At 67.1% G+C, this 22,180-nt stretch carries 22 protein-coding genes and 1 pseudogene; 14 read left to right on the top strand and 9 right to left on the bottom strand.

Annotated elements, in window-relative coordinates:
- Positions 1–20: 20 nt before the first annotated feature.
- Positions 21–135: pseudogene (locus ACW179_RS00920) on the top strand (hypothetical protein); the annotation flags it as partial.
- On the opposite strand, the gene rutA reads toward ACW179_RS00920, so the two are convergent.
- From rutA to rutB, 4 genes are all read right to left on the bottom strand, one after another.
- On the bottom strand, positions 127–1,185 hold the full coding sequence (rutA, locus tag ACW179_RS00915; protein ID WP_492062021.1) for a pyrimidine utilization protein A: 1,059 nt from the start codon (positions 1,183–1,185) through the stop codon (positions 127–129). The pseudogene ACW179_RS00920 and the gene rutA sit on opposite strands and share 9 nt — an antisense overlap.
- 153 nt (positions 1,186–1,338) lie before the next feature.
- The gene (rutD, locus tag ACW179_RS00910; protein ID WP_492062019.1) at positions 1,339–2,154 is read right to left on the bottom strand and encodes a pyrimidine utilization protein D; all 816 of its coding nucleotides are present in this window, start codon (positions 2,152–2,154) and stop codon (positions 1,339–1,341) included.
- Positions 2,151–2,537, bottom strand: coding sequence for a pyrimidine utilization protein C (rutC, locus tag ACW179_RS00905; RefSeq protein ID WP_492062016.1), 387 nt, complete (start codon positions 2,535–2,537; stop codon positions 2,151–2,153). The genes rutD and rutC overlap by 4 nt, the downstream gene beginning before the upstream one ends.
- Positions 2,538–2,667: 130 nt before the next feature.
- Positions 2,668–3,405 (bottom strand): pyrimidine utilization protein B, encoded by a 738-nt coding sequence (rutB, locus tag ACW179_RS00900; RefSeq protein WP_492062014.1) that lies wholly within the window; start codon positions 3,403–3,405, stop codon positions 2,668–2,670.
- A gap of 98 nt (positions 3,406–3,503) precedes the next feature.
- Between rutB and ACW179_RS00895 the strand changes: the two genes are divergently transcribed.
- Entirely contained in the window at positions 3,504–4,397 is an 894-nt protein-coding gene (locus ACW179_RS00895; protein ID WP_492062012.1) for an oxygenase MpaB family protein, read from the top strand.
- Here the strand turns inward: ACW179_RS00895 and ACW179_RS00890 are convergent.
- Entirely contained in the window at positions 4,378–6,003 is a 1,626-nt protein-coding gene (locus ACW179_RS00890) for a carboxylesterase/lipase family protein (RefSeq protein WP_492062009.1), read from the bottom strand. The genes ACW179_RS00895 and ACW179_RS00890 overlap by 20 nt on opposite strands.
- A 154-nt stretch (positions 6,004–6,157) precedes the next feature.
- Between ACW179_RS00890 and ACW179_RS00885 the strand changes: the two genes are divergently transcribed.
- Entirely contained in the window at positions 6,158–7,204 is a 1,047-nt protein-coding gene (locus ACW179_RS00885) for a glycoside hydrolase family 5 protein (protein WP_492062007.1), read from the top strand.
- Here the strand turns inward: ACW179_RS00885 and ACW179_RS00880 are convergent.
- Entirely contained in the window at positions 7,201–8,523 is a 1,323-nt protein-coding gene (locus tag ACW179_RS00880) for a glycoside hydrolase 5 family protein (protein ID WP_492062005.1), read from the bottom strand. The two genes, ACW179_RS00885 and ACW179_RS00880, sit on opposite strands and share 4 nt — an antisense overlap.
- A 108-nt stretch (positions 8,524–8,631) precedes the next feature.
- Between ACW179_RS00880 and ACW179_RS00875 the strand changes: the two genes are divergently transcribed.
- The 6 genes from ACW179_RS00875 (at position 8,632) to ACW179_RS00850 (ending at position 14,024) form a co-directional block, all read left to right on the top strand.
- Positions 8,632–9,402 carry a tyrosine-protein phosphatase gene (locus ACW179_RS00875; protein WP_492062003.1) on the top strand — a complete coding sequence of 257 codons (771 nt, stop codon included), beginning with the start codon at positions 8,632–8,634 and terminating at the stop codon, positions 9,400–9,402.
- 81 nt (positions 9,403–9,483) lie between these two features.
- Entirely contained in the window at positions 9,484–10,902 is a 1,419-nt protein-coding gene (locus tag ACW179_RS00870) for an MFS transporter (RefSeq protein WP_492062000.1), read from the top strand.
- A 66-nt stretch (positions 10,903–10,968) separates the two neighbouring features.
- Complete coding sequence (locus ACW179_RS00865; RefSeq protein ID WP_492061998.1) at positions 10,969–11,466, top strand: DUF1579 domain-containing protein; 498 nt, start codon at positions 10,969–10,971, stop codon at positions 11,464–11,466.
- A 70-nt stretch (positions 11,467–11,536) separates the two neighbouring features.
- Positions 11,537–12,877 carry an aminodeoxychorismate synthase, component I gene (gene pabB / locus ACW179_RS00860; protein ID WP_492061996.1) on the top strand — a complete coding sequence of 447 codons (1,341 nt, stop codon included), beginning with the start codon at positions 11,537–11,539 and terminating at the stop codon, positions 12,875–12,877.
- On the top strand, positions 12,874–13,638 hold the full coding sequence (locus ACW179_RS00855) for an aminotransferase class IV (RefSeq protein ID WP_492061994.1): 765 nt from the start codon (positions 12,874–12,876) through the stop codon (positions 13,636–13,638). Before pabB ends, ACW179_RS00855 begins: the two co-directional genes overlap by 4 nt.
- Positions 13,639–13,655: 17 nt before the next feature.
- Complete coding sequence (locus tag ACW179_RS00850) at positions 13,656–14,024, top strand: hypothetical protein (RefSeq protein ID WP_492061992.1); 369 nt, start codon at positions 13,656–13,658, stop codon at positions 14,022–14,024.
- On the opposite strand, the gene ACW179_RS00845 is transcribed toward ACW179_RS00850, so the two are convergent.
- The gene (locus tag ACW179_RS00845) at positions 14,015–14,263 is read right to left on the bottom strand and encodes a hypothetical protein (protein WP_492061990.1); all 249 of its coding nucleotides are present in this window, start codon (positions 14,261–14,263) and stop codon (positions 14,015–14,017) included. The two genes, ACW179_RS00850 and ACW179_RS00845, sit on opposite strands and share 10 nt — an antisense overlap.
- A 41-nt stretch (positions 14,264–14,304) precedes the next feature.
- A complete protein-coding gene (locus ACW179_RS00840; protein WP_492061988.1) occupies positions 14,305–14,706 on the bottom strand; it encodes a winged helix-turn-helix transcriptional regulator in 402 nt (133 codons plus the stop codon).
- A gap of 107 nt (positions 14,707–14,813) precedes the next feature.
- Here ACW179_RS00840 and ACW179_RS00835 point away from each other — a divergent pair, with 107 nt between their 5' ends.
- From ACW179_RS00835 to ACW179_RS00815, 5 genes are all read left to right on the top strand, one after another.
- Positions 14,814–15,695 carry an NAD(P)H-binding protein gene (locus tag ACW179_RS00835; protein WP_492061986.1) on the top strand — a complete coding sequence of 294 codons (882 nt, stop codon included), beginning with the start codon at positions 14,814–14,816 and terminating at the stop codon, positions 15,693–15,695.
- A 118-nt stretch (positions 15,696–15,813) separates the two neighbouring features.
- The gene (locus tag ACW179_RS00830) at positions 15,814–16,638 is read left to right on the top strand and encodes a MetQ/NlpA family ABC transporter substrate-binding protein (RefSeq protein ID WP_492061984.1); all 825 of its coding nucleotides are present in this window, start codon (positions 15,814–15,816) and stop codon (positions 16,636–16,638) included.
- Positions 16,639–16,761: 123 nt separating this feature from the next.
- Entirely contained in the window at positions 16,762–17,457 is a 696-nt protein-coding gene (locus tag ACW179_RS00825) for a GntR family transcriptional regulator (RefSeq protein ID WP_492064232.1), read from the top strand.
- 198 nt (positions 17,458–17,655) lie between these two features.
- Positions 17,656–20,034 (top strand): TonB-dependent siderophore receptor, encoded by a 2,379-nt coding sequence (locus ACW179_RS00820; protein WP_492061982.1) that lies wholly within the window; start codon positions 17,656–17,658, stop codon positions 20,032–20,034.
- Positions 20,034–21,320 carry an MFS transporter gene (locus tag ACW179_RS00815; RefSeq protein WP_492061980.1) on the top strand — a complete coding sequence of 429 codons (1,287 nt, stop codon included), beginning with the start codon at positions 20,034–20,036 and terminating at the stop codon, positions 21,318–21,320. Before ACW179_RS00820 ends, ACW179_RS00815 begins: the two co-directional genes overlap by 1 nt.
- An 80-nt stretch (positions 21,321–21,400) precedes the next feature.
- Here the strand turns inward: ACW179_RS00815 and ACW179_RS00810 are convergent, their stop codons facing one another.
- Positions 21,401–22,093, bottom strand: coding sequence for a TorF family putative porin (locus ACW179_RS00810; protein ID WP_492061978.1), 693 nt, complete (start codon positions 22,091–22,093; stop codon positions 21,401–21,403).
- Positions 22,094–22,180: the final 87 nt, after the last annotated feature.

Raw genomic sequence — 22,180 nt, 5'->3', positions numbered from 1 at the left:
CGGGTAGGTCCTCCCCCTGAAGGGGGAGGCGGCCGAAGGCCGGAGGGGGAAGACTGCATTGAGTCTGCAGTCACTTCCCCCTCCGTCGGCTGCGCCGACACCTCCCCCGCTAGGGGGAGGATCTGGTTACTTCCGGCTCTTCATCAACGGCTGGATCTTCGTCCCGAAGTCCTCGACGCCCTGCACGAAGTCATCGAACGTCAGCAGCACTCCGCCGGTGCCGGGCACGGCGGCGACCTCGTCCAGCATCCGGGCGATGCTCTCATAAGACCCCACCAGCGTGCCCATGTTGAGGTTCACGGCCGAGGCCGCATCGGCCAGCTGGGCGGTGTTGGTGGTGGCACCCGCCGCCGCATTGGGCGCGGCCTGCTGGGTCAGCCAGGCCAGGGCCTCCTGGTCGGCCCCGTCGCGATAGAGCTGCCACTTGGCAAAAGCCTTCTCGTCGGTCTCGTCGGCGATGACCATGAACAGGATGAAGCTGGCCACGTCGCGGCCGGTCTTGGCGGCGGCGGCCTCCAGGCGCGTGTTGACCGAGGCGAAGGCGGTGGGGGTGTTGGTGCCCTTGCCCAGGGCAAAGCTGTAGTCGGCATACTGCGCGGTAAAGGCCAGGCCCTCGTCCGACGAGCCGGCGCAGATCAGCTTGGTTTCCTTCGGGTGCGGGCTGACCCGGCAGTCGTCCATCTGGAAGTACTGGCCCTTGAAGTCGGAAACGCCGGTTTCCAGCAGGTCCTTCAGCACGGTGGTGTATTCGGCCAGGTAGTTATAGCGGTCGGTATAGTGGGCCTCGCCCGGCCACAGGCCCATCTGGCTGTATTCGGCCTTCTGCCAGCCGGTCACCAGGTTGAGGCCAAAGCGGCCGGGCGCGATGGAGTCGATGGTTGAGGCCATCCGCGCGGCGATGGCCGGCGGGATGGTCAGGGTGGCGACGGTGGCGAAGATCTTGATCTTCGTGGTCACGGCCGCGAGACCGGCCATCAGGGTAAAGCTCTCGAGATTGTGCTCCCAGAACTGGGTCTTTCCCCCGAACCCGCGCAGCTTGATCATCGAGAGTGCGAAGTCGAAGCCGTATTGCTCGGCCTTCAGGGTGATTTCCTTGTTCAGCTCGAAACTGGGCATGTACTGCGGCGAGGTCTCGGAGATGAGCCAGCCGTTGTTGCCGATGGGAATGAAGACGCCGACCTGCATGGGATTAAGTCCTCTGGGGAATGTCTTGAGATACTGAAATCCTCCCCCCAGAGGGGGAGGTGGCGCGAAGCGCCGGAGGGGGAAGGGGCAAGGTCAGCAGGACTTCCCCCTCCGTCGGCTGCGCCGACACCTCCCCCTTCAGGGGGAGGATCTTCATTTGTCCCCCTCCAGAAAGCCCAGCAGCGCCTCATTGAAGGTCTCTGGATCGGTGACGGTGAAGCCGTGGCCGCCCCAGGCGACCTGCTGCAGGTCGGCGTTGGGCAAAAGTCCGGCCAGGTGTTGCGAGCACCTCATCGGCACCAGCATGTCGTCGGCGCTGCAACTGACCAGCACGCGGTGGCCGATGCGCTCCAGGTCGGCGTCGACATCGAAGGCCAGTAGCGCCCGAATCCGCGCCAGCATCACCTCGGGGGGCGGAAAGCCGGCGACGTGGTGGGCCTCCTCGGCCATCAGCCGGGCGTGGTTCCGTGAGATCCAGTCGGCCGGATACAGGAACAGCGGCTGGGCGTGGACATAGGCCTCGATACCGCTGTCTTCCAGCAGGCGGATCCGGGTGTCGAAGCAGCGCCTGATGTGCGGGTCGGGCCGGCTCCAGCCGTTGACCACCACCAGCTTGGCCAGGCGGTCAGGGTGGCTGAGCGCCAGGGCCAGGCCGGCATTGCCACCCGCCGCATGGCCGACGATATGGACCTTGTCCAGACCCAGAGCGTCCATGACCTTGACCATGTCGTCGGCCATGTCCTGAACGGCATAGGGGCCATCGGGGGGGGATGGCAGTTGGCGCACGCTGCGGCCCGTGCCCCGGTGGTCGTAGAGCACCACCGGGAACCGCTCCAGCAGGGCCGCCATCTGCGGTGCCCAGAAGGCGCCCGAGCCGCCAAGGCCCGACGACAGCAGCACGGCTGTCCGTCCGGCGACGGGGCCGCCGTGCAGTTCGTAGTGCAGGCCGTCGACGGTTCCGCAGGTCATTTGCCGATATGGGCCACAGAGGCGATCTCGACCAGGAAGTCGGGCTTCACCAGGCCGCACTGGATGCAGTAGCGGGCCGGTTTGTCGCCGGGGAAGTACTCGGCATAGACCTTGTTGATGGTCTGATAGTTGGCCCAGTCGGTCAGGAAGATGTGGTTCATGGTCACGTCCTCCATCGTGCCGCCGGCCGTCTCGATGACCGACTTGATGGTCTCCAGCACCTGCCGGGTCTGGGCTTCGGCGTCGCCGACATGGGCGACATTGTTGTCCTTGTCGAAGGCCAGGGTGCCCGAGACATAGACCACCCCGTCAGCCAGGGTTCCCGGCGAGAACGGGGCGATGGGGGTGCCCGTGCCGGGCGGGAGGATGATGGTCTTGGGCATGGGTGGTGTCCTCTATCAAACTCGGTGAAGGCCCCCTCAGTCGCTCCGCGACAGCTCCCCCAGAGGGGGAGCAGCTGCTCGGCCTAGATCCTCCCCCTCTGGGGGAGGTGGCCCGGAGGGCCGGAGGGGGTTAGCGCGGCGCCAGTTGCCCGAACGCCCCCTTGAAATCGGCCGTCGTTGAGACCCAGCCAAAGAAGGTCTCGATGTTGAACAGGGCCGCCTTCTGTACGAAATCCGGACCCGCCTGATGGGTGGCGTCCTCCAGCACCGTGCCAAAATATTCCAGCATGAAGCCGTCGCGCAGGGTCGACTCCACGCACACGTTCGTGGCGATGCCGACGAACACCAGATGGCGGATGCCGCGCGCTCGCAAGACGCTGTCCAGCTGGCTGTTGAAGAAGCCGGAATAGCGGGTCTTGTGCAGACAGATGTCGCCCGGCTCGGGTTTCAGGGCGTCGACCAGCTCATAGTCCCACTGGCCGCGCGCCAGCAGCTTGCCTTGCAGTTCGGGCCGGGCCCTCATGGTCTTCAGGGCATTGGACTTCCACCAGTTGGGCGAACCGGGACCGCCGGCCTCGACATACTGGTCATCCCAGCCGTTCTGGAAGTAGATCACCTGCATGCCGGCCGCGCGGGCCACGGGCAGGATGGCCTGGATCTGCGCGATCACCCCGGCCGCGCCGCTGATATCGAACCCGGCCAGGTCCAGATAGCCGCCCGGCGAGGCATAGGCGTTCTGCATGTCGATGACGATCACCGCCGTGGTCTTCGGATCGACCGGGATCGGCTCGGGCCGGGCCGGCAGCATGACCGCGTCCGGCGACAGGGGCTTGATCGGTCCGCCGGCCTTGTCGGGATCGAGAGCCATGTCATACCATCCAGAAACGCGCGACGCGGAGAGGCCGGATCAACGATGACGACGACCCGCGCCCGGTTCGTCAAGCCGGCTTGATGCGTTTAGAGGCCATGCTGGCACGATCCGTTCGAAACCTGATCGAAACGCCGGGCGGGCCGACCGTCGATTTCGCCGCGCCGCCCGGTGAACCGGCCCTGGCCGCGCCGGACTCGGTGTCGTGGCGGGTGTTCAAGAACCCCGTCGCCCTGTTCGTGGGCGGGGTGACGGCGGTGATCCTGGAACTGGCCGAACCGCGCGTGCGCACGGGGGTGTGGGAGCATTCCAGCTTTCGCACTGACCCCCTGGGCCGTCTGAAGCGCACGGGACTGGCGGCCATGGTCACGGTCTATGGCGCGCGTTCGGTGGCCGGGGCGATGATCGCCGGGGTCGGTCGCCAACACGCGCGGGTGGCTGGAACCACGCCCGATGGTCAGGCCTATCGTGCGGATGATCGGGTCCTGCTTGACTGGGTGCAGGCCACCGCCAGTTTCGGCTTTCTGTCGGCCTATGACGCCTGCGTTGCGCCCCTGACGGACGCCCAGAAGGACCAGTTTTATGCCGAGGCCGCGCCCGCCGCGCGGCTGTATGGCGCTTTGGGCGCGCCGACCTCGCAGGCGGAATGGCAGGCGCAGCTGGCCGCCATGCTGCCGCGTCTTGAGCCTTCCGACATCGTGTTGGAGTTCCTGACCCTGATGCGCCAGACGCAGCTGGCGCCTGGGCCGGTCAGCCGTCTGCAGCGGCCCCTGATCCGCGCGGCGGTCGGGCTGGTTCCAACCGAGGTGCGGGCAGTGCTGGGGCTGGGGCCAGAGTGGTTGCCGCGTCCGTTCGAGATGCAGGCCATCCGCCTGGCCGGGCGGGCCATGGATCGCCTTGCGGTTCCCGGCGCGCCGCCGTCCGAGGCCTGCGTCAGGATGGGCCTGCCGGCGGACTGGCTGTATCGGCCGATCAGGTCCCGAACTGGGTGAAAGGCACCTTGTTGAACAGCTCGCGCTCGGCCCCGCGCGGGTCGTCGGCCATGCGGGAGGTGTTGTCGAACACCATCGTCTGGCGGCGGGGCAGGGTATAGGGCTCCCAGGCCGGGATCGCCGCGCAGTTGGGGTTTCCCGTGCGGGCGAACGCTATGAAGGCGTCGCTCATGGCGTTGGACATCGCCACGCTGTCGGGGCCCGTCCCGACGAGCGAGCCCTTGGCGTCCAGCGTGCCGAACACCAGGCCGATATCGAGGGTATGGGGCGCGCCCCAGAGGCCGCCATCCTTGGGCGACTTCCAGTCCAGCTGATAGACATAGGCCGGCGCGCCAGCCCTGGCCCGTTCCTCGGCCTGGATGATCGCGGCTTTCCACGAGCGGCCGGCGGTCGAGGCGGCGAAATAGACGTCGGCCGGCGAATAGTGCGGATAGAGCCGGCGGTATTCGGCCACGACGGTGGCGGGGTCGATGTCGATGCGGGCGTTGAACTGGCCCGGCAGGCGGGCCACCACCTGCTCCCAGCTCATCTCGAACACCTTGGGATCCCAGCCGACAAAGCCGCGCGTCTCGTCATGGGTGTTGCCGCACATCATCGGGATGTCCAGGCTCTGGGGCGCGGCGTCGGGGAAGAACGGATGGCGGGTCAGGGCGCGCTCGTCCAGCACCGGACCCATATAGACCCCGCCGGTCCCGGCGACCGGATCGACGGCCTTCAGGCCGTTCAGCATCTGGTCGGCGGGCAGGGCGCGCAGGGCGGCCAGGTCCTTGATGCCCAGCTTGTCGAGGAACAGCTGGGCGCGCTTTGTAGCATTGAAGGGCCCCCCGACCGTCACCTGCTGGCCGCTCATGGTGGCGGCGCGGTGGAACAGGCCCCTGGCCGAGGGCATGGCCATCAGGGTGGCGATCTTGGCCCCGCCGCCGGACTGGCCAAACAGCATCACATTGCCAGGATCGCCGCCGAAGGCCGCGATGTTGTCGCGCACCCATTCCAGCGCCAGCACCAGGTCCAGCTGGCCGACATTGCCGCTGTCGGCGACGCTGGGGTCGTTGAAGATCCGCGCCAGATAGAGATAGCCGAAGGCATTGAGGCGGTGGTTGAGCGTGACCACCACCACGTCGCCGCGCCTGGCCAGCTTGGTCCCTTCATACCAGGGACTTCCGCCCGAGCCCCCGTTATAGGCCCCGCCGTGGATGTAGACCATCACCGGCCGTTTGCCGTTGTCGGCCAGGCCCGCCTTGCCGGCTTTTGCTGGCGTCCAGACATTGAGGAACAGGCAGTCTTCCGACAGGGCCTCGCTCTCTTCGCCCTTGCCGGTCTGCATCGAGGCCGCGCCATAGGCCAGGGCGTCCTGCACGCCGCTCCAGGGCTGGTGCCTGACCGGCGGCATGAAGCGCCGGGCACCGCCGGTGTCGGCACCGTAGCGCAGGCCCTTGAAGACGTGGACGCCGTCGCCGCTGGTGCCGCGCACCTTGCCGGCGGTGGTCGACACGATGGGCGAGCGCGCGGTCGCGGCCTTCGCGACATGCGGCACCAGAAGCAGGGCCCCGGCGGCTCCGGCTCCCTGGATCAGGCGACGGCGGTCGGTGCGGATGGGATCGGCCATGGTGTCCTCCGGCGCTCTGAAGGCGTCTCGACCTCTTGGCTAACACGAAGCCTGACACCGGTGGCAACGATTATTCGCAAGACTGCTCGCCCTCCGATCCGCCAACCCGCTATGAAGGTAGCGTCCCTCAACCCCATTCGCGATCAGGCCTGTCATGACCTTTCTTCGCTTGAGCCTCGGTGCCGTTTTGGCGGCGGCGGCCGTGACCATGGCGGGCCCCGCCCTGGCCGACCTGTCGGTTCGCGACGGGCGTCTGGTCGAGGCCTCGGGCCGGCCGTTCGTGATCCGGGGCGTCAATGTCCACCACGCCTGGGCTGACAAGCACACCAAGCAAAGCCTGAACGACATCGCCGCGACCGGGGCCAATACGGTGCGGATCGTGCTCAGTGACGGCTCGCGCTGGAAGCGCACCCCGCCGTCGCAAGTGGCGGCGATCCTGCGCGAGGCCGATCGCCTGAAGCTGGTGGTGATCCTTGAGCTGCATGACGCCACCGGCTTCGGCGATCCGGGGCCCGATGCAAAGGGCGCTGTGCACCTTGGAACCCTCATCCCCTACTGGCTCCGCCTCAAGCCTCTGATCGAGGGGCGCGAGGACCGGGTAATCGTCAATATCGCCAATGAGCCATTCAGCGTGCGGGGTCAGCCCAGTCCGTGGTTCGAGGCCCATCGCACCGCCATCCTGGCCCTGCGCGCCGGCGGCCTGCGCCATACGCTGATGGTCGACGGCGACAACTATGGCCAGGATTCGAGCGGCACGATGCGTGACAACGCCGCCGCCCTTCTGGCCGCCGATCCACTGCGCAACACCGTGTTCAGCGTCCACATGTACCAGGTCTATGACCGGGGCGAGACGGTGCGGGCCTATCTCGACGCCTTCCAGAGCGCCGGCCTGCCGCTGGTGGTGGGCGAGTTCGGGCCTGACCATGCCGGCGAGCCGGTCGATGAAGAAACGATCCTGCGGCTGACGGCCGAGCGCGGGATCGGATGGCTGGCCTGGTCGTGGTCGGGCAACAGCCCAAAGGTCGCCGATCTGGACATGGTGCAGGGTTTCGACGCCCGCCGGCCCTCGCCCTGGGGTGTGCGGGTGATCGACGGGACGGACGGCCTTCGCCAGACCGGCCGCCCCGCCGAGGTCTTCGCCGCGCCCCTGCGCCAGCCGCCGATCTGGCGACGGGCCTTGGCGCGGCTGCGGGGGTTTTAGCCCAGCGCCTTCACCGCGCCGGCGTGATCCTGAATGATGCGGATCAGCGGCGCGTCGACGTCGAACACGCCAAACAGGCCCTGCTCTTCCTGCGGGGGATCGCCGACATAGCTGCGGTCGCCCTTCTTGAACCAGGCGTCGGGATGCTGGGCGCGGCCCTCGCCGTTCCAGGCCCAGAAGTTGGTGCCGGCGACCGGTCCACCCGCCTTCATGTCGGCCAGGCTCATGTCATAGACCGTGCGATAGAAGCGGTCGCGATAGGTGGCGGGCGAGTTGGGCGCAAAGGCACGCTCGTCGCGGATCAGGCCAAACTCCTCGATCACCAGCGGCTTGTTCATCGCCTTGGCCAGGGCGATGTGGCGCTGGATGTAGTCGCGGGTCTTGGCCTCGCCGGCCTCATAGGTCGAGGGCTGGTCCTTCATGCCGATCCAGCTCCAGTTGTTGGGCCAGACGTGCAGGGTCAGATAGTCGATGGCCGGGGTGCGGTGGGAGTCGACCACGCAGGCCTCGCTCTGCACGCAGCCCATGTCGCCCTCGCTGCCGGAACTGACCAGGTGGTGGGGATCCAGGCTCTTGATGAAGCGGGCGGTTCCATCGACCCAGGCGTTATAGATCGGCAGGTTGCCGGTCACGAACGGCTTGCTCTCGCCTGGGCGCGGTTCATTGGCCAACTGCCACGACATGATCGTCGGATCGTCGATATAGAGCCGGCCGTTGACGGTGTTGCGGCGGGTGACCAGGGCCTTGATGTAGTGCCGCCAGAGGGCGTTGGCCTTTTCGTCGGCATAGAAGCGGGCCGAATAGTCAGCGAAGGCCGGCCAGGGATAGGCCGGATCGCTCTGCTGGAACCAGGTGCCGTTGCCGGTCCAGTTCAGATAGGCGGGCATGCCGCCCGACCAGTCCCAGAAGTTGTTCAGATAGATCACGGCCTTCATGCCGCGCGCATCCATCTGGGCCAGAAGATAGTCCAGGCCCTTCAGCAGGCCCTGATTATAGTCCTCGCCGGGGCCTCGGAAGGCCGGGTCCAGCGCCACCTTGGCCGGGGACTGCTCACCCGAGCCCAGCACTCGCAGATTGGTTACGCCCAGCGCGTTCAGCCGATCCAGTTCGCGGCCCAGTCGGGCGCGGTCACCGAACGCCTCGTCGGCACCCAGATAGGCACCGTACCAGAGATTGGCTCCGACGAAGCGATAGGGCTTGCCGTCCAGCGCCAGGCGCCCCTTTTCGACGGTGACAAAGCCCTTGGGCCGGGCCGCGGCCAGGGCAGGCAAGGCGGGCAAGGCGGCCAGCGTGGCCAGCAGGTGACGTCTCGACAGCATTAAACGGCTCTCCTTTTGCGCAACCCTAACCCGCGTTGTGAAGCAAGGGGAGAGGGCGCCGTTTGGGAAGTCTCGCTTTCGTCACGCACCGGCGCTAACACGCTGGGCATGACCCGTCTGATCCCCCTGCAAGGCGTCGAGAACCTCCGCGATTTCGGCGACTACGCCGCCGGTGCCGGCCGGCTGAAGAAGGGCGTGCTGTACCGCGCCGCCCACCAGGCCCAGGCCACAGACGAGGATCTGGCCGTGCTGGCGGGGCTGGGTCTCGCCACCATCGTCGATCTGAGGCGGCCCAATGAGCGCCAGCGCGATCCCTCGCGCCGCTGGGAGGGCTTCGCCGCCGAGGTGATCGACAATGACGAGGGCTCGCTGGAAGATCCCTGGCACACCTTCCTGCTGACCTCGGACCTGACGCCGGGGTCGATCCAGACCTACATGCAGGAGTATTACCGCCGCGCGCCGTTCAAGACGCGGCACCTGGATCTGTTCAGCCGCTACTTCCAGGCCGTGGCGCAGGGGCGCGGCCCGGTGCTGATCCACTGCGCGGCCGGCAAGGACCGCACGGGCATCCTGGCCGCCCTGACCCATCACATCGCCGGGGTGTCGGACGAAGACGTCATCGACGACTATCTGCTGACCAATGACGAGGAACGCTTCGTCCGCCGGGGTCCCAAGTTCATCGCCATGATCGAGCAGGCCACGGGGCGTGCGCCCAGTGACGCCGCCATCCGCGCGGCCATGGGCGTGCAGGCCGACTATCTGGCCGCCGCCTTTGCAGTGATGAAAGCCGAGCACGGCTCGCTGGACGGCTATCTGGAACAGGCGGTCGGCCTGGACGCGCAAACCCGCGAGGCCGTGCGGGCGCATATCCTGCTCTGAAGATCAGGTGACAAACGCTCGTTTAACCGCCACGCTCGCCGCAAGTCGCCCCGATCAGAGGGCGTCCAGCCGGGGTAGGGCATGAGCGAGTTCACGGGCGTTGGGGCGGCGTCGTCGCAGGACGGCAAGCCGGGCCTGTCGAAGAGTGCGCTCAGCTGGATTCTGCACCAGGGCTCGCGCGACCCCTATGTGATCCTGATCACCATCTACATCTTCGCCCCCTATTACTCGCGGGTGCTGATCGGCGATCCGGTCAAGGGCCAGGCGGCCGTCGCCGATATCGCCACGACCTTTGGCCTGATCACCGCCCTGACGGCACCGTTCCTGGGGGCGTCCATCGAGCAGTATGGGCCGCGCAAGCCGTTCCTGGCCGGGATCCTGGCGATCATGCTGCCGGTGCTGCTGGCCCTGTGGTGGGCGACGCCGGCGGGCGGCCTGCCGGTGGCCGTGGTCGCCCTGGCCCTGACCGTTCTGGGCGTGGCCTATAACTGGGGTGACGTGCTCAACAATTCGCTGCTGTCGCGCGCTTCGGGGCCCGGGCAGGAGCCGCTGCTGTCGGGGCTGGGCTATGCCCTGGCCAATTTCCTGTCGGTGGTGCTGCTGATCTTCATGCTGTGGGGCTTCGTCCTGCCCGGCGCAGTCAGTTGGCCCGGTGTGCCGCTCGCCCCGTTGTTTGGCATGAGCGCCGAGCATCACGAACCCAGCCGCCTGTCGGGGCCCCTTGCGGCCCTGTTCATGGGGCTGGGGGCCATCCCGTTCTTCCTGTGGACCCGCGATGCGCCGCGTACCGGCCTGTCGATGGTCGCCAGCCTTCGCCAGGGCTTCAGGCTGCTGGCCGACACCTTCAGCAACCTGAAGGGCCACAAGGACGTCGCCACCTTCCTGGGCGCGCGGATGCTCTATTGCGACGGCATGACCGCCCTGCTGGTGTTCGGCGGCCTCTTTGCAGCGGGGCTAATGGGGTGGGGCGAGCTGGAAATGCTGGCCTATGGCATTTCGCTGTCGATCTTCGGGGTGCTGGGCGGTTTCCTGGCCCCTTGGCTGGACCGCAGGGTCGGCCCGCGCCGCGCCGTGCAGATCGAGATCTTCGGCGCCCTGACCTTGCTGATCGCCACCCTGGGCATGGGCCGCGACCGCATTCTTTTCTTCTGGTCCTATGATCCGGCGGCCCACCCGCCGGTCTGGGACGGGCCACTGTTTCGTACCGCACCCGAGCTGATCTACCTGTCGATGGGCCTGCTGATCGCCGTTTTTGTGACGGCGCAGTACGCCTCAAGCCGCACCCTGCTGGTGCGCCTGGCCCCGCCCGATCGCATGGCCGCTTTCTTTGGCCTGTTCGCCCTGTCGGGGACGGCAACGGTGTGGCTGGGCTCGCTGCTGGTCGCCCTGGCCACCAAGATCTTCCAGAGCCAGGTCGCCGGCTTCCTGCCCATCGTGGCCCTGCTGCTGTTGGGCCTGCTGGGCCTGTTCCTGGTGAAGGGTGGAGAACGGGAGAGCTAAGGGTGATGCTGCTGACATATCCCGACAATCGCTTGGTCTAGAACCTCCTCGTCAAAGGGAGCCCCCATGTCCAGCAAGCCGTTCACAGCCACTCCCGTCGCCGACGGCCGGGGGGATTTCGATTTCTTCATCGGCCGCTGGCGGGTGTCGCATCATCGCCTGGTTGCGCGGCTGGTGGGGTCGAGCGACTGGCAAGACTTCGACGGAACTACCGAGACACGCAAGATCCTCGCAGGTCTGGGCAACATGGATGAAAACGTGTTGAACCTGCCGTCCGGGACCTATCAAGCCGTCACCCTGCGCCTTTTCGATCCAGGCCGCGCCGTCTGGACCATCCACTGGATCGACGCCCGCATGGCTGCGGTTGATGCGCCGATGATCGGCCAGTTTACCGAAGGCGTCGGCGAATTCTTCGGCGACGATACGCTGGACGGCCGACCGATCCGTGTGCGCTTCCGCTGGTTCGTCGATGATGTGGATCATTGTCGCTGGGAACAGGCCTTCTCGCCCGATGGCGGGGCCAGTTGGGAAACCAACTGGACGATGGCCTTCGAACGGGTCTGAGCAACCCCTCCCTCGAAGACGGCGAGCGGGAGGCATAGCCGGGAGGCTCGCAGGGGGGTATCAACCCGCCATGCGTCGCGTCGCCTTTCTTTCCGCCCCCTGGCGCGAGCCGGTCTGGGCGTTGCAGCCCTTCCGGGACGAGGCCTTTGCCTGCGCCCTGTTGTCGGGCGGGGGCGAGCGGTGGTCGTATCTGCTGCGCGCGCCCGATGCGGTGCTGACCCTGGCGCCGGAAGACCCGCGTGATCCGTTCGAGACGCTGGCCGACCTGCTTGGGCCGCGCTGCGCCGCTGATCCCGACGGACCTCCGTTTCAGGGAGGTGTCGTCGGTCTGGGGACCTACGAACTGGGCGACCGGGTCGAGCACCTGGGCCTTGGTCGAACCCTTTGGCCCGACCTGACCTGCGCACGCTATCCCGCTTTGCTGGCCTTTGATCATGGCGAGCGGCGGGTGGTGGCGGTCGGGCGCGGCGACACCGACGCCCAGGCGCAAGGCCGCGCCCGCGAGGCCCTGGCCTGGCTCGATGCGCGTGCCGCCGACCGGCCGCCGCTGGACGGACCGCTCTGCGAAACCCTCTGCGCCAGCGATGGCCCGGCCTATGAGGCGGCGGTCGCCGATGTAGTCGGACGGATTCTGGGCGGCGAGATTTTTCAGGCCAATATCGCCCGCGCCTGGACCGGGCGACTGACGGACGGCGCCGATCCCTTCGACCTGTTCAGCCGTCTGCGTGGCCAGAGCCCGGCCCCGTTCTCGGCCTATTGGCGGCTGGAGGACCGGGCCCTGGTCTCCAACTCGCCCGAGCGGTTTCTGAAGGTGTCGGGCGAGGACGGGGCCATCGAGACCAAGCCGATCAAGGGCACGCGGCGTCGAGGCGAGACCCCCGCCGAAGACGCCGGCCAGATCGCCGAACTGACGGCCAGCGCCAAGGACAAGGCCGAGAACCTGATGATCGTCGACCTGATGCGCAACGATCTGGCGCGCGTCAGTCCGCCGGGCAGCGTCAGGGTGCCGTCGCTGTTTCGCGTCGAGACCTTCGTCAATGTGCACCACCTGGTCTCGACCGTGACGGCGCGGCTGGCGCAGGGGCAGGGCGTGGCCGACCTGCTGCGGGCGGCCTTTCCGCCGGGCTCGATCACCGGCGCGCCCAAGGTTCAGGCCATGAAGGTCATCGCCGGGCTGGAGCCGCCACGCGGTCCCTATTGCGGCTCGCTGTTCTGGGCGGGTTTTGACGGCAGCCTCGACTCCAGCGTCCTGATCCGCACCGTGGCCCTTGAGCAGGACGCTGAGGGCTGGCGGCTGGAGGCGCGGGCCGGGGCGGGCATTGTCGCCGACAGCGATCCCCACGCCGAACGGCTGGAGACCGAGACCAAGATCGCCGCCCTCAAGCGCGCCCTGACCGAGCCCGCCGCATGATGCCGCTGGATGATCGCGGCCTGTTGCTGGGCGATGGCCTGTTCGAGACGATGCTGGCGCAGGACGGCGTCATCCCCCTGATCGACGCGCATCTGGACCGCCTGGCTGCGGGATGCCTCGTGCTGGGTCTGCCGCCGCTGGATCGCGAGGCTGCGCGCGCCCTGTGCCTGCCTGCCCCGCCCGCGACGGGCCGGGCTGCCGTGCGCCTGACCCTGACCGCCGGTTCGGGCGGACGGGGTCTGGACCGGCCGACCGAGCCTGTTCCGCGCTTGGTGGCGACGGCGGCCCTTTCGCCGTGGGTCCAGACGCCCGCGGCCCTGATGGTCGCCAACACGCGCCGCAATGAAGGCTCGCCGGCCGCGCGGCTCAAGACCCTGTCCTATCTCGACAATGTGCTGGCCCGGCGCGAGGCGCAGGCGGCGGGGGCGGACGAGGCGGTGATGCTCAACAATGCCGGCCACATCGCCTGCGCCGGCGCCGCCAATCTGTTCTGGATCGCGGGGCAGACCCTGTTCACCCCCTCGCTGGACTGCGGTGTTCTGGCCGGGATCACGCGGGCCCGGGTGCTGGCTGCGGCCCGCGATCTGGGCGTGGCGAGCGCCGAGATCGTCGCCGACCCGGCGGTGCTGGAGACGGCCGATGCGGTCTTCCTGACCAATAGCCTGATCGGTCTGCGGCCGGTGTCGCGCCTGGGTGAGCGGGCGCTGTCACCCCATCCTCTGGCCGAGCGGCTCGCCGCCGGGCTTGCAGCGCAGCGCTGAACGGTTAGGAAGCGGCCATGACCGACGACATTCCCATCCTGATCGCCCCGCCGCCCGAGCATTGGGACGAAGCCTTCGCCCAGACCCTGATCGGCAAGACCTTGCTGGTGGGCCTGACCTTTGTGGATGACGACGGCGAGGTGCTGGAACAGCAGCAGTTCTTCGGCGGGGTTATCGAGGCCGACGCCCATGACGGCATCCTGCTGGACCTGCTGGGTGAGCATGACGGCGACACCTATGCCCTGCCGCCCCAGACCTCGGCCATCCTGGCCGCCGACCCGGGTGTGACCAGCCTGGCGGGGGACCGTCCCGATTTCGTGGTCAACTGGACCATCCACGGCGCGCCGGACGAGCCCGCCAATGACGAGGACCTCGATCAGGCCTGATCGAACGGAAACGGCAGCCGGCCGGCCTTGAACAGGATGTCGGGGTTTTCGTCATAGTCGCCCAGCTCGACGTCGGCGCTGGCCGCGAAGGCCACCACGCCTTCGCGCAGCGGGGCCAGGCGCTCGGCCTTGCGGCGAGCCTCGGCGGCGTCCTTGCAGCCGATCTGCTGCTCGGCCTTCAAGGCCTTGCCGCGCCCGGCGACATAGGCTTGCACGATATAGACGGTTTCCTTGGCCATCCCCACTCAGGCCGCCTGTTCGGCCGGCGGGTCAAGCCTGCTCAGGTCTTGGCCTGGTGGTCATAGGCCGTCCGCGCCAGGCGGATGGCAGGATGATGCGTCTCGGCCCAGCCGATCAGGGCCGCCAGTGGCTCCAGCAGGCTCTCGCCCATGTCCGACAGGCGGTACTCGACGCTGGGCGGCAGGGTTGGAAACACCCGACGGGTGATCAGGCCGTCGCGCTGCAGATCGCGCAGGGTCTGGGTCAACATCCGCTGGCTGATGTCGGGCACGGCGCGCTTGATCGCGTTGAAGCGTTGCGGACCTTCCGCCAGGACGATGATCAGCAGGGTGCTCCACTTGTCGCCCAGGTGGTCGATGACGTCGCGAACCGGGCAGGCACCGGGGGGGATGGCCTGGCCCTGCCATTGCTGCAGGTTTTGGAGCAGCTTTTGAGCGCTCATCAGGTGGTTCCCTTTTGCATACCTGGTTCCACAAAAGTGCCTCCTTCACGAGGCGTTGGCACTTACATATATAGCCCAGGTCTCATTTCGAGACCAGGAATTTCAAGATGAGCACTTCCTTTCCCAAGCTTCTCGTGACCGGCGCCGGCGGCCAGCTGGGGCGTCGTGTCGTCGAGCTTCTGCTGCAGGCCGGCGCCGATGTGGTGGCGGTCTCGCGCGATCCCTCCAAGCTGGCGGATCTGGCCGCACTCGGCGCTGAGACGCGCCGGGCCGATTTCGACGATCCCTCGACCCTGGAAGCCGCCTTCGCGGGCGTGGATCGCCTGCTGCTGATCAGCACCGACGCCCTGGGCGTGCCGGGACATCGCCTCGCCCAGCATCGCGCGGCCGTGAGCGCCGCGGTCGCCGCCGGCGTCCAGCATATTGCCTACACCTCCGCGCCCTATCCTGTTCCCCAGCCTGACGGCGGCGTGCTGGACGACCATTTCTGGACCGAGCAGGCGATTATCGCCTCAGGCCTCAGCTGGACCATCCTGCGCCATAGCCTTTACGCCGAGACGATCCTGATGGGCGCGGGCCAGGCTGTGGCCCAGGGCCAGCTGTACAGCGCCACGGGCGGACTCGGACGCTCTTATGTGACGCGCGAAGACTGCGCCCGCGCGGACGCCGCCGCGCTGCTCCATGCGACCGGCCGACAGATCCTGGACGTGACGGGACCCGAAACGCTGACCCAGGACCAGCTTGCCGCCCTGCTGGCCGAGATCTCGGGCCGTCCTGTGGCGCATGTCGGCCTCAGCGCCGAGCAACTGCGGGGCGGACTGGGCGCTGCGGGGCTGCCGGGCTTCGTGGCCGACATGCTGGTGGATTTCGATGTCGCCACCTCATTTGGCCAGCATGCGATGGTCGCGCCGACGGTCGAGGCGCTCACCGGCCGGGCACCGGGTTCAGTGCGAGACTTCCTGCAAGCCAACAAGGCGGCGCTGGGCTGATCGCGCCTGCGGGTTGGGAGGCTTCAAGAGTCTCCCAACCTGATCAGGAAATCTGATTTCATCAGGCGGGCGAAAACGGGCAAAACCCTACTCCGTTTATCGTCTTGTGGAGCCGTTCATGGTCGCCCGCCGCGCTTTCGTCGCCCTCAGCCTCGCCGCCATGACGCTGGCCGCCATGACCTTGGCTGGATGTGGCCAGAAGCCCGCCGCTTCGACCAGCGCCAGCGACACCCTGACCGTCGCCGCTACGGCCATTCCGCATGCCGAGGTGCTGGAGTTCATCAAGCCCAAGCTGGCGGCCCAGGGCCTGAAGATCGAGATCAAGGTCTTCAACGACTACGTCCAGCCCAATGTCACCGTGGCCGAGAAGAAGATCGACGTCAGCTATTTCGAGACGCTGCCCTATCTGGAGACCTTCAACCGCGACAAGGGCACCAACCTGATTCCCATCATCGGCGTGCATATCGAGCCGATCGGTGCCTATTCGGCCAGATTCAAGACCATCGGCGAACTGCCGCAGGGCGCCACCGTGGCGATCCCCAACGACGCCAGCACCGAGGGCCGGGCCCTGCTGCTGCTGTCGCGCAACGGCGTCATCACCCTGAAGGATCCCGCCAATCCGCTGTCCAGCCTCAAGGACATTGCCGCCAATCCCAAGGGCCTGAAGTTCAAGGAACTTGAGGGGGCCACCCTGCCGCGCGTGCTGAACCAGGTGGATCTGGCAATCATCAACACCAACTACGCTCTCGATGCCAAGCTGCACCCCGGCAAGGACGCCCTGCTGATCGAGGACAGCAAGAGCCCCTATGTGAACTATCTGGTCGGCCGTCCTGACAACAAGGACGACCCGCGCGTGAAAAAGCTGGCCGCAGCCCTGACCTCGCCGGAGGTCGCGGCCTTCATGAAGCAGAAGTACGACGGCGCGGTGGTGCCCGCGTTCTAGACGCGGATTGGGTGCCTTAAGGGTGCGGGACGCTGGCGCGCTCTAACATTTCAGCTTAGGTATCAGGCGTGCAACCTGAACGGAGTCTCGCCGGTGCCATCCTCTCCTGACGCCCGGTCGCGGATGCTCGTGCTCGACGTCTGTTCGTCGTCGGGGCTGGAAGACTGGTCGCCGGATCTGCAAAAGGCCAAGGTCTATGAGCGGATCCTGCTGGACCTGATCCTGGGCGAGCTGGCGCCCGGCGCGCGGCTTGATGAGCAGTCGCTGGCGGCGCGCTATGACGCCGGCCTGGCGGGTGTGCGTGACGCCCTTGGCCGACTGGCGCTGGAAGGCCTGGTCATCCGCCGAGCCCGGTCAGGCACCCTGGTAGCCCCGCTGGATCTGGTGGAACTGCGCCAGGGCTATGAGGCCCGAGCCCTGATCGAGCCGCATTGCGCCGGCCTGGCCGCACGTCACGCCAGCAAGGCCGAGGCGAAAGCCATTCTCGACGCCTTCGCCGATGGCGAAACGGCGGCCCGCGAGCGCGACCTGCCGGCTCTGGTGGCCATGGACCAGCGCTTCCACGCCGCCGTGGCCCGCGCCAGTCAGAACCTGGCCCTGGCCCGCATCCTCATTCCCCTGCAACACAAGGCCGCCCGGTTCTGGGTGTTCTCGTTCGGCGGCGCGACTGAGGGTGAGCTGATGGCCGATATAGAACAGCATCGTGAGGTGGCCCGGGTGATCGCCACCGGCGACGTCGAAGGCTCGCGCGCCGCCATGATGCGGGTGCTGAGCGTGACACCTGAAGCCGTCCAACGGCCCAGCGTCGGCGCGGCATAAGGGTTTGCCGTAGGCTCCCCCAGAGGGCGCGGATCAATTCCCATACATTTCAAGGGGTGAGACTTTCAGGTCACAGCCCATTCAAAATACTCACTGAAATGTCAGAAGTCATTTTGACGAACGCGACGTCAGTCCCGAAAGGTGCGCGGGCGTCGTCCGGATCCTCCCTGTTGCCTGACGAGATCGGGGTTCCCAGCCATGTCATTTCGCCGCGCGCTTCTGTCCGCCAGTCTTCTGAGCCTCATCGCGGCGGGCGGTGCCCGTGCACAGGACCAGGTGGACACCGTACTGGTGCTGGCGCGCGACAAGGCCGGCCTGCTGGAAAAGCAGCCCTCGGACACGGTGTTCGGGATCGCCAGGCCTCTGATCGAGACGCCGCGCTCGGCCAGCCTGGTCAGCGACGTGACGCTGGAGCGCTTCGGGATCCAGACCCTGGACGGCGTCACCGCCGTCTCGCCCGGGACCCACACCGCCAGCTTCTATGGCGTGCCCGGTTCGCTCAACATCCGCGGCACCCTGGCCGAGAACTATTTCCGGGGCTTCAAGCGGGTCGAGAACCGGGGAACCTATTCCACCCCGATCGGTGGAGCGGCGCGGATCGAGGTGCTGCGCGGGCCGCCGACCCCGGTCTATGGCGCGGGCAAGGTCGGGGGACTGGTCAACTTCATCCCCAAGTCAGCCCGCGACGAGGGGCGGTTCCTGGCGCAGCCGGAAGGCGAGATCACGGCCACCTTCGGCAGCTATAACAAGAAGCAGCTCACCGCCCAGTTTGGTGCCCCGGTCAGCCTGGGCGTGGCTGAAGGCGGCGTCTATGCCTATGGCGAGGCCGAGGACAGTCACAGCTATTACAAGGGCATCTATCCGCGCCGTCAGACGCTGGAGCTGTCGGCCGATTTCGACCTGGGCGGAGGCTGGACGACCGCTTTCGGCGGCATGGCCTATCACTCCGACGGCGATGTGCAGACCGCCGGCTGGAACCGCCTGACCCAGGACCTGATCGACAACCGGACCTATATCACCGGCCGCGACACCAGCCTGGTCGATGCAGACGGCAATGGCCGACTGACGCCCAACGAGGTGGGTTTCTATCCCTATGCCAGCGCGCTCTACATTCCCTTTTTCGGCTTCCCGGCCAGCGATGCGGCCCACACCCTGGATGTGGGCGTCGGCACCACGCGGCTGGACCGCCGCACGGTCTATATCAGCCCGGCCGACGTCTCGAAGACCACCACCGGCACGCTCTATTTCGATCTGGCCAAAGACCTGGGCGGTGATCGGACGCTGAAGCTGCAGCTGTTCCACGACCGGCAGGACAATGAACGCTTCGTCTCCTACGGCTACCCCTCGGCGGTGGACGCGCAGGTGTCGGAGGCGCGGATCACCCTGGCCCTGCCGGTGACGGTGGGCGCGGTCAGGGCCACGACCCTGCTGGGCGGCTCGCACCGCCGGTTCGAGGGGCGGCGGCGCGAGAGTTTCAACAGCGGGCTGATCGCCCTGGACCGCCGGGATATCGCCTTTGGCGCCACACCCAGCGACACCATCGACAGCCCGTTCACCGACGAGGCCGGGGGCATCGGACTGCGCTGGGAGAACGATAACCGCTCCGACTGGAACCAGTCAGGCCTGTTCTTCACGTCTGACATCGAGGCGGGGCGCTGGAACCTGATCATCGGCGGCCGCTATGACCACTATGAGGTCGAGAGCCAGGATACCGGCTTCCTCACCTTTACGGTCGCCGGCAAGCAGACCGACGAGCGCAACAAGGCGACCTGGAACGCCAGTCTCACCTACCAGGCGCCGTTTGGCCTGATGCCCTATGTCAGCTACGCCAAGGCCTCGGCGCTCGAGATGAGCCAGGCGGGGGACATCGCACCCTCGCTGGTGGCCGACGGCTCGTGGCTGTCGGGCTCGGACCTGGCCGAGACGGGGGTCAAGTTCCAACTTCTGGACGGGACCCTGGTGGGCTCGCTGGCGGCCTATCGTCAGAACCGCACCCAGCTGACCAACACCTCGCCGCCCACCGTGCAGGGCACGCGCGCCAAGGGGGTTGAGCTTGAGCTGCGCTGGCTGGCGTCCGAGCAACTCAGCTTCACCTTCACCGGCAACAGCCAGCGCACCACGATCAAGGGCCCCGATGCCTCGTTCCAGTATATCCCGGCCTATACGGCGGGCGTGGCGGGGCCGAGCGCCTATGGCGGTTCCTATGTGGTGTGGAGCTTTGCCGGCCTTCCGGGGCGGGGCGGGGCCTATGCCTACACCCTGATCCCCAAATCGGTGGTCAGCCTGTACGGTGCCTATACCGCAAAGGCGCGGGACTGGGGGCAGGCGGGAGCGACCCTGGGCGTCAGTCATGTCAGCCGCACCGCCGGCACGGTGCAGAACGCGGTGCGCTACCCTGCCTATGCGGTGGTCAATGGCTCGGCCTATGTGACGCGCGGGCCCTATACGGCGATGCTGAACGTCGAGAACCTGCTGGACGAATTCTATTTCACCCCCGACGCCGACACCTATGCCAATCTGGGCGCGCTGCCCGGCAAGGGCCGCGAATGGCGCGTGACCCTTAAGCGGACGTTTTGATGAGCCTTGATCTGCGCCGCATCAGCCTGCTGGCGGCCTTCAGTCTGCTGCTGTTCCTGATCACCGCCTCGACCTATGGCTCGCTGGGGGTGGTGCTGCCGGTGATGATCGGCGAGCTGAACTGGAGTTTCGAGAAGGCGTTTCTGGGCTTTTCGGTGCTGGGCGTCTTTACGGGCGCGTCGTCCTGGCTGCCGGCCATCCTGATCCGCCGTATCGGCGTGCGGGCCACCCTGCTGGTCGGGGCCGGCGTTCTGGCGCTGGGGCTGCTGGGCTTTGCCGGTGCCGACAGCATCGCCCGCTACTATGTCGGCGCGGCCCTGTGCGGGGTCGGCTTCCAGATGGCGGCCCTGATCCCCGGCACCCACGTGTTGTCCGCCCTCTATCGCCAGAGAGCCTTGCCGTTCGGGATCTATTTTACCTTCGGATCGCTGGGCGGGGCGGCTGGACCGCTGATGGCCCTGTGGGTCCTGGGCGTGACGGACGGCGACTGGCGGCTTTACTGGCAGATTCAGGCGGGACTGGCGGCGCTGATCGGCGGGGTCTGCGCGGCCATGGTCGGCGGTTCGCGCTGGCTGGCTGCAGCCGCCCACGCCGTGGATGCCGAGGTGGAGCAGGCGGCCCGCGCCGCCCCAGCCCATCCGCGTGTCTATCGCACCGCCCGCGAATGGACCGTAGCGGCGGCGGTGCGCACGCCGCAGTTTTACATCCTGGTCGCGGCCTATTTCACCCACCTGCTGGCCGGGGTGACGGTAGCCAGCCTGTCGGTTGCCCACCTGACCGAGATCGGCGTCGCCGCCGGCGTGGCGGCTGTCGCGGCGGGCGCCCTGGCGGCCAAGATGTTGAGTCTGGAAGCGCTGATGCAGACCCTGGCCCGGCTGGGCGGGGGCTTTCTGGGCGACCGGGTCGATCCCAAGTGGCTGCTGGTGCTGGCCCAGGCCATGCTGGTGGCCGGTCTTCTGGCGCTGGCGGGAGCCAGCAGCGCGCCGCTGATGCTGCTTTACGCCATCGGCACAGGGGTTGGGTTTGGCCTGACGGTGCTGGCCGTGACCATGTTGCTGCTCAACTACTATGGCCGGCGCAGCAATCTGGAGCTCTTTTCCCTGACCTGCCTGGTCGGGGCGGTGTCAGCGGCGGGTCCGTTCATCGGCGGGGCCATGCGCGACCGCCTGGGCAGTTTTTCGCCGACCTTCCAGATGTTTGCCGTCGTGATCGCCGTGGTCTGGGTGGCGGTACTGTTCATGCGCCCGCCGATCGCGCCGGTGGGCATGGTCGACGCCACGGACTGAACCGCCGACCGACCGGCCAAGAAAAAGCCGCCCCGGTTTCCCGGGGCGGCTCGTTCCAACGTCAAAAACGTCAGGCGTTCTTAGAACGCGGCCTTCAGGCTGATCGCGATGCGTTCGCCGTAGATGGCGCCGTAGCCATGCTCGTCGGTGTCCGAGTAACGCAGGTCAGCGGCCAGCTTGTCGGTCAGCGCGTAGGTGGCGCCGATGTTCCAGGTGTTGTAGTCGCCGGCCTTGTCGATTTCCTGGTGACCCAGGGCGCCACCGACAGACAGCTTTTCCATGACCGGGAACGAGGCGTTCACTTCGTAGTAAAAGGCCTTGCCGGTCTCGAACGGGAACTCGGGCGAGTAATAGGCGGCGACGCCGACGGTGCCCTTGCCGACAGCGCGCGAGGCGGCTGCCTTCAGTTCGATGTAGCTGTACTGGCCGGGCGTAGCGCCCTTGTCGTCGATATAGCCGTAATAGACCACGCCCAGGTCGAGGTTGGTGTCGCCGATGGCGGGCTTCACGCCGGCGTACAGGTCGATTTCGGCCGACGGATCATCGGTGCCGAAGTCGACGTTCGAGGCCCAAACGCCAGCGTAGCCGATGCCGTACGAGGCATCCACGCCGCCGAAGATTTGCGGGTCTTCTTGGGTCTGGCTGACGCCACGGAACACATAGTCGCTGGCGATGCCGACATTGTACGACAGCTTCAGCTCTTCGGCCATGGCGGCGCCGCTCAGGGCGACGGTGGCGGCGGCGGCGGCGAGAGCAATCTTCGCGAATTTCATTAGTTTTTATCCCCTTGTCTGTGTCGCCCTCGGAGCAAGCCCCGAGGCCAACTTGCGCCTGCAAGCGCATTGGCGTCCCCGGCGATT

The sequence above is a fragment of the Caulobacter sp. AVps18 genome (genome assembly GCF_058681425.1).
Note: the sequence above shows the minus strand (reverse complement) of the source record. Positions and strands in the feature narration are given on the sequence as shown.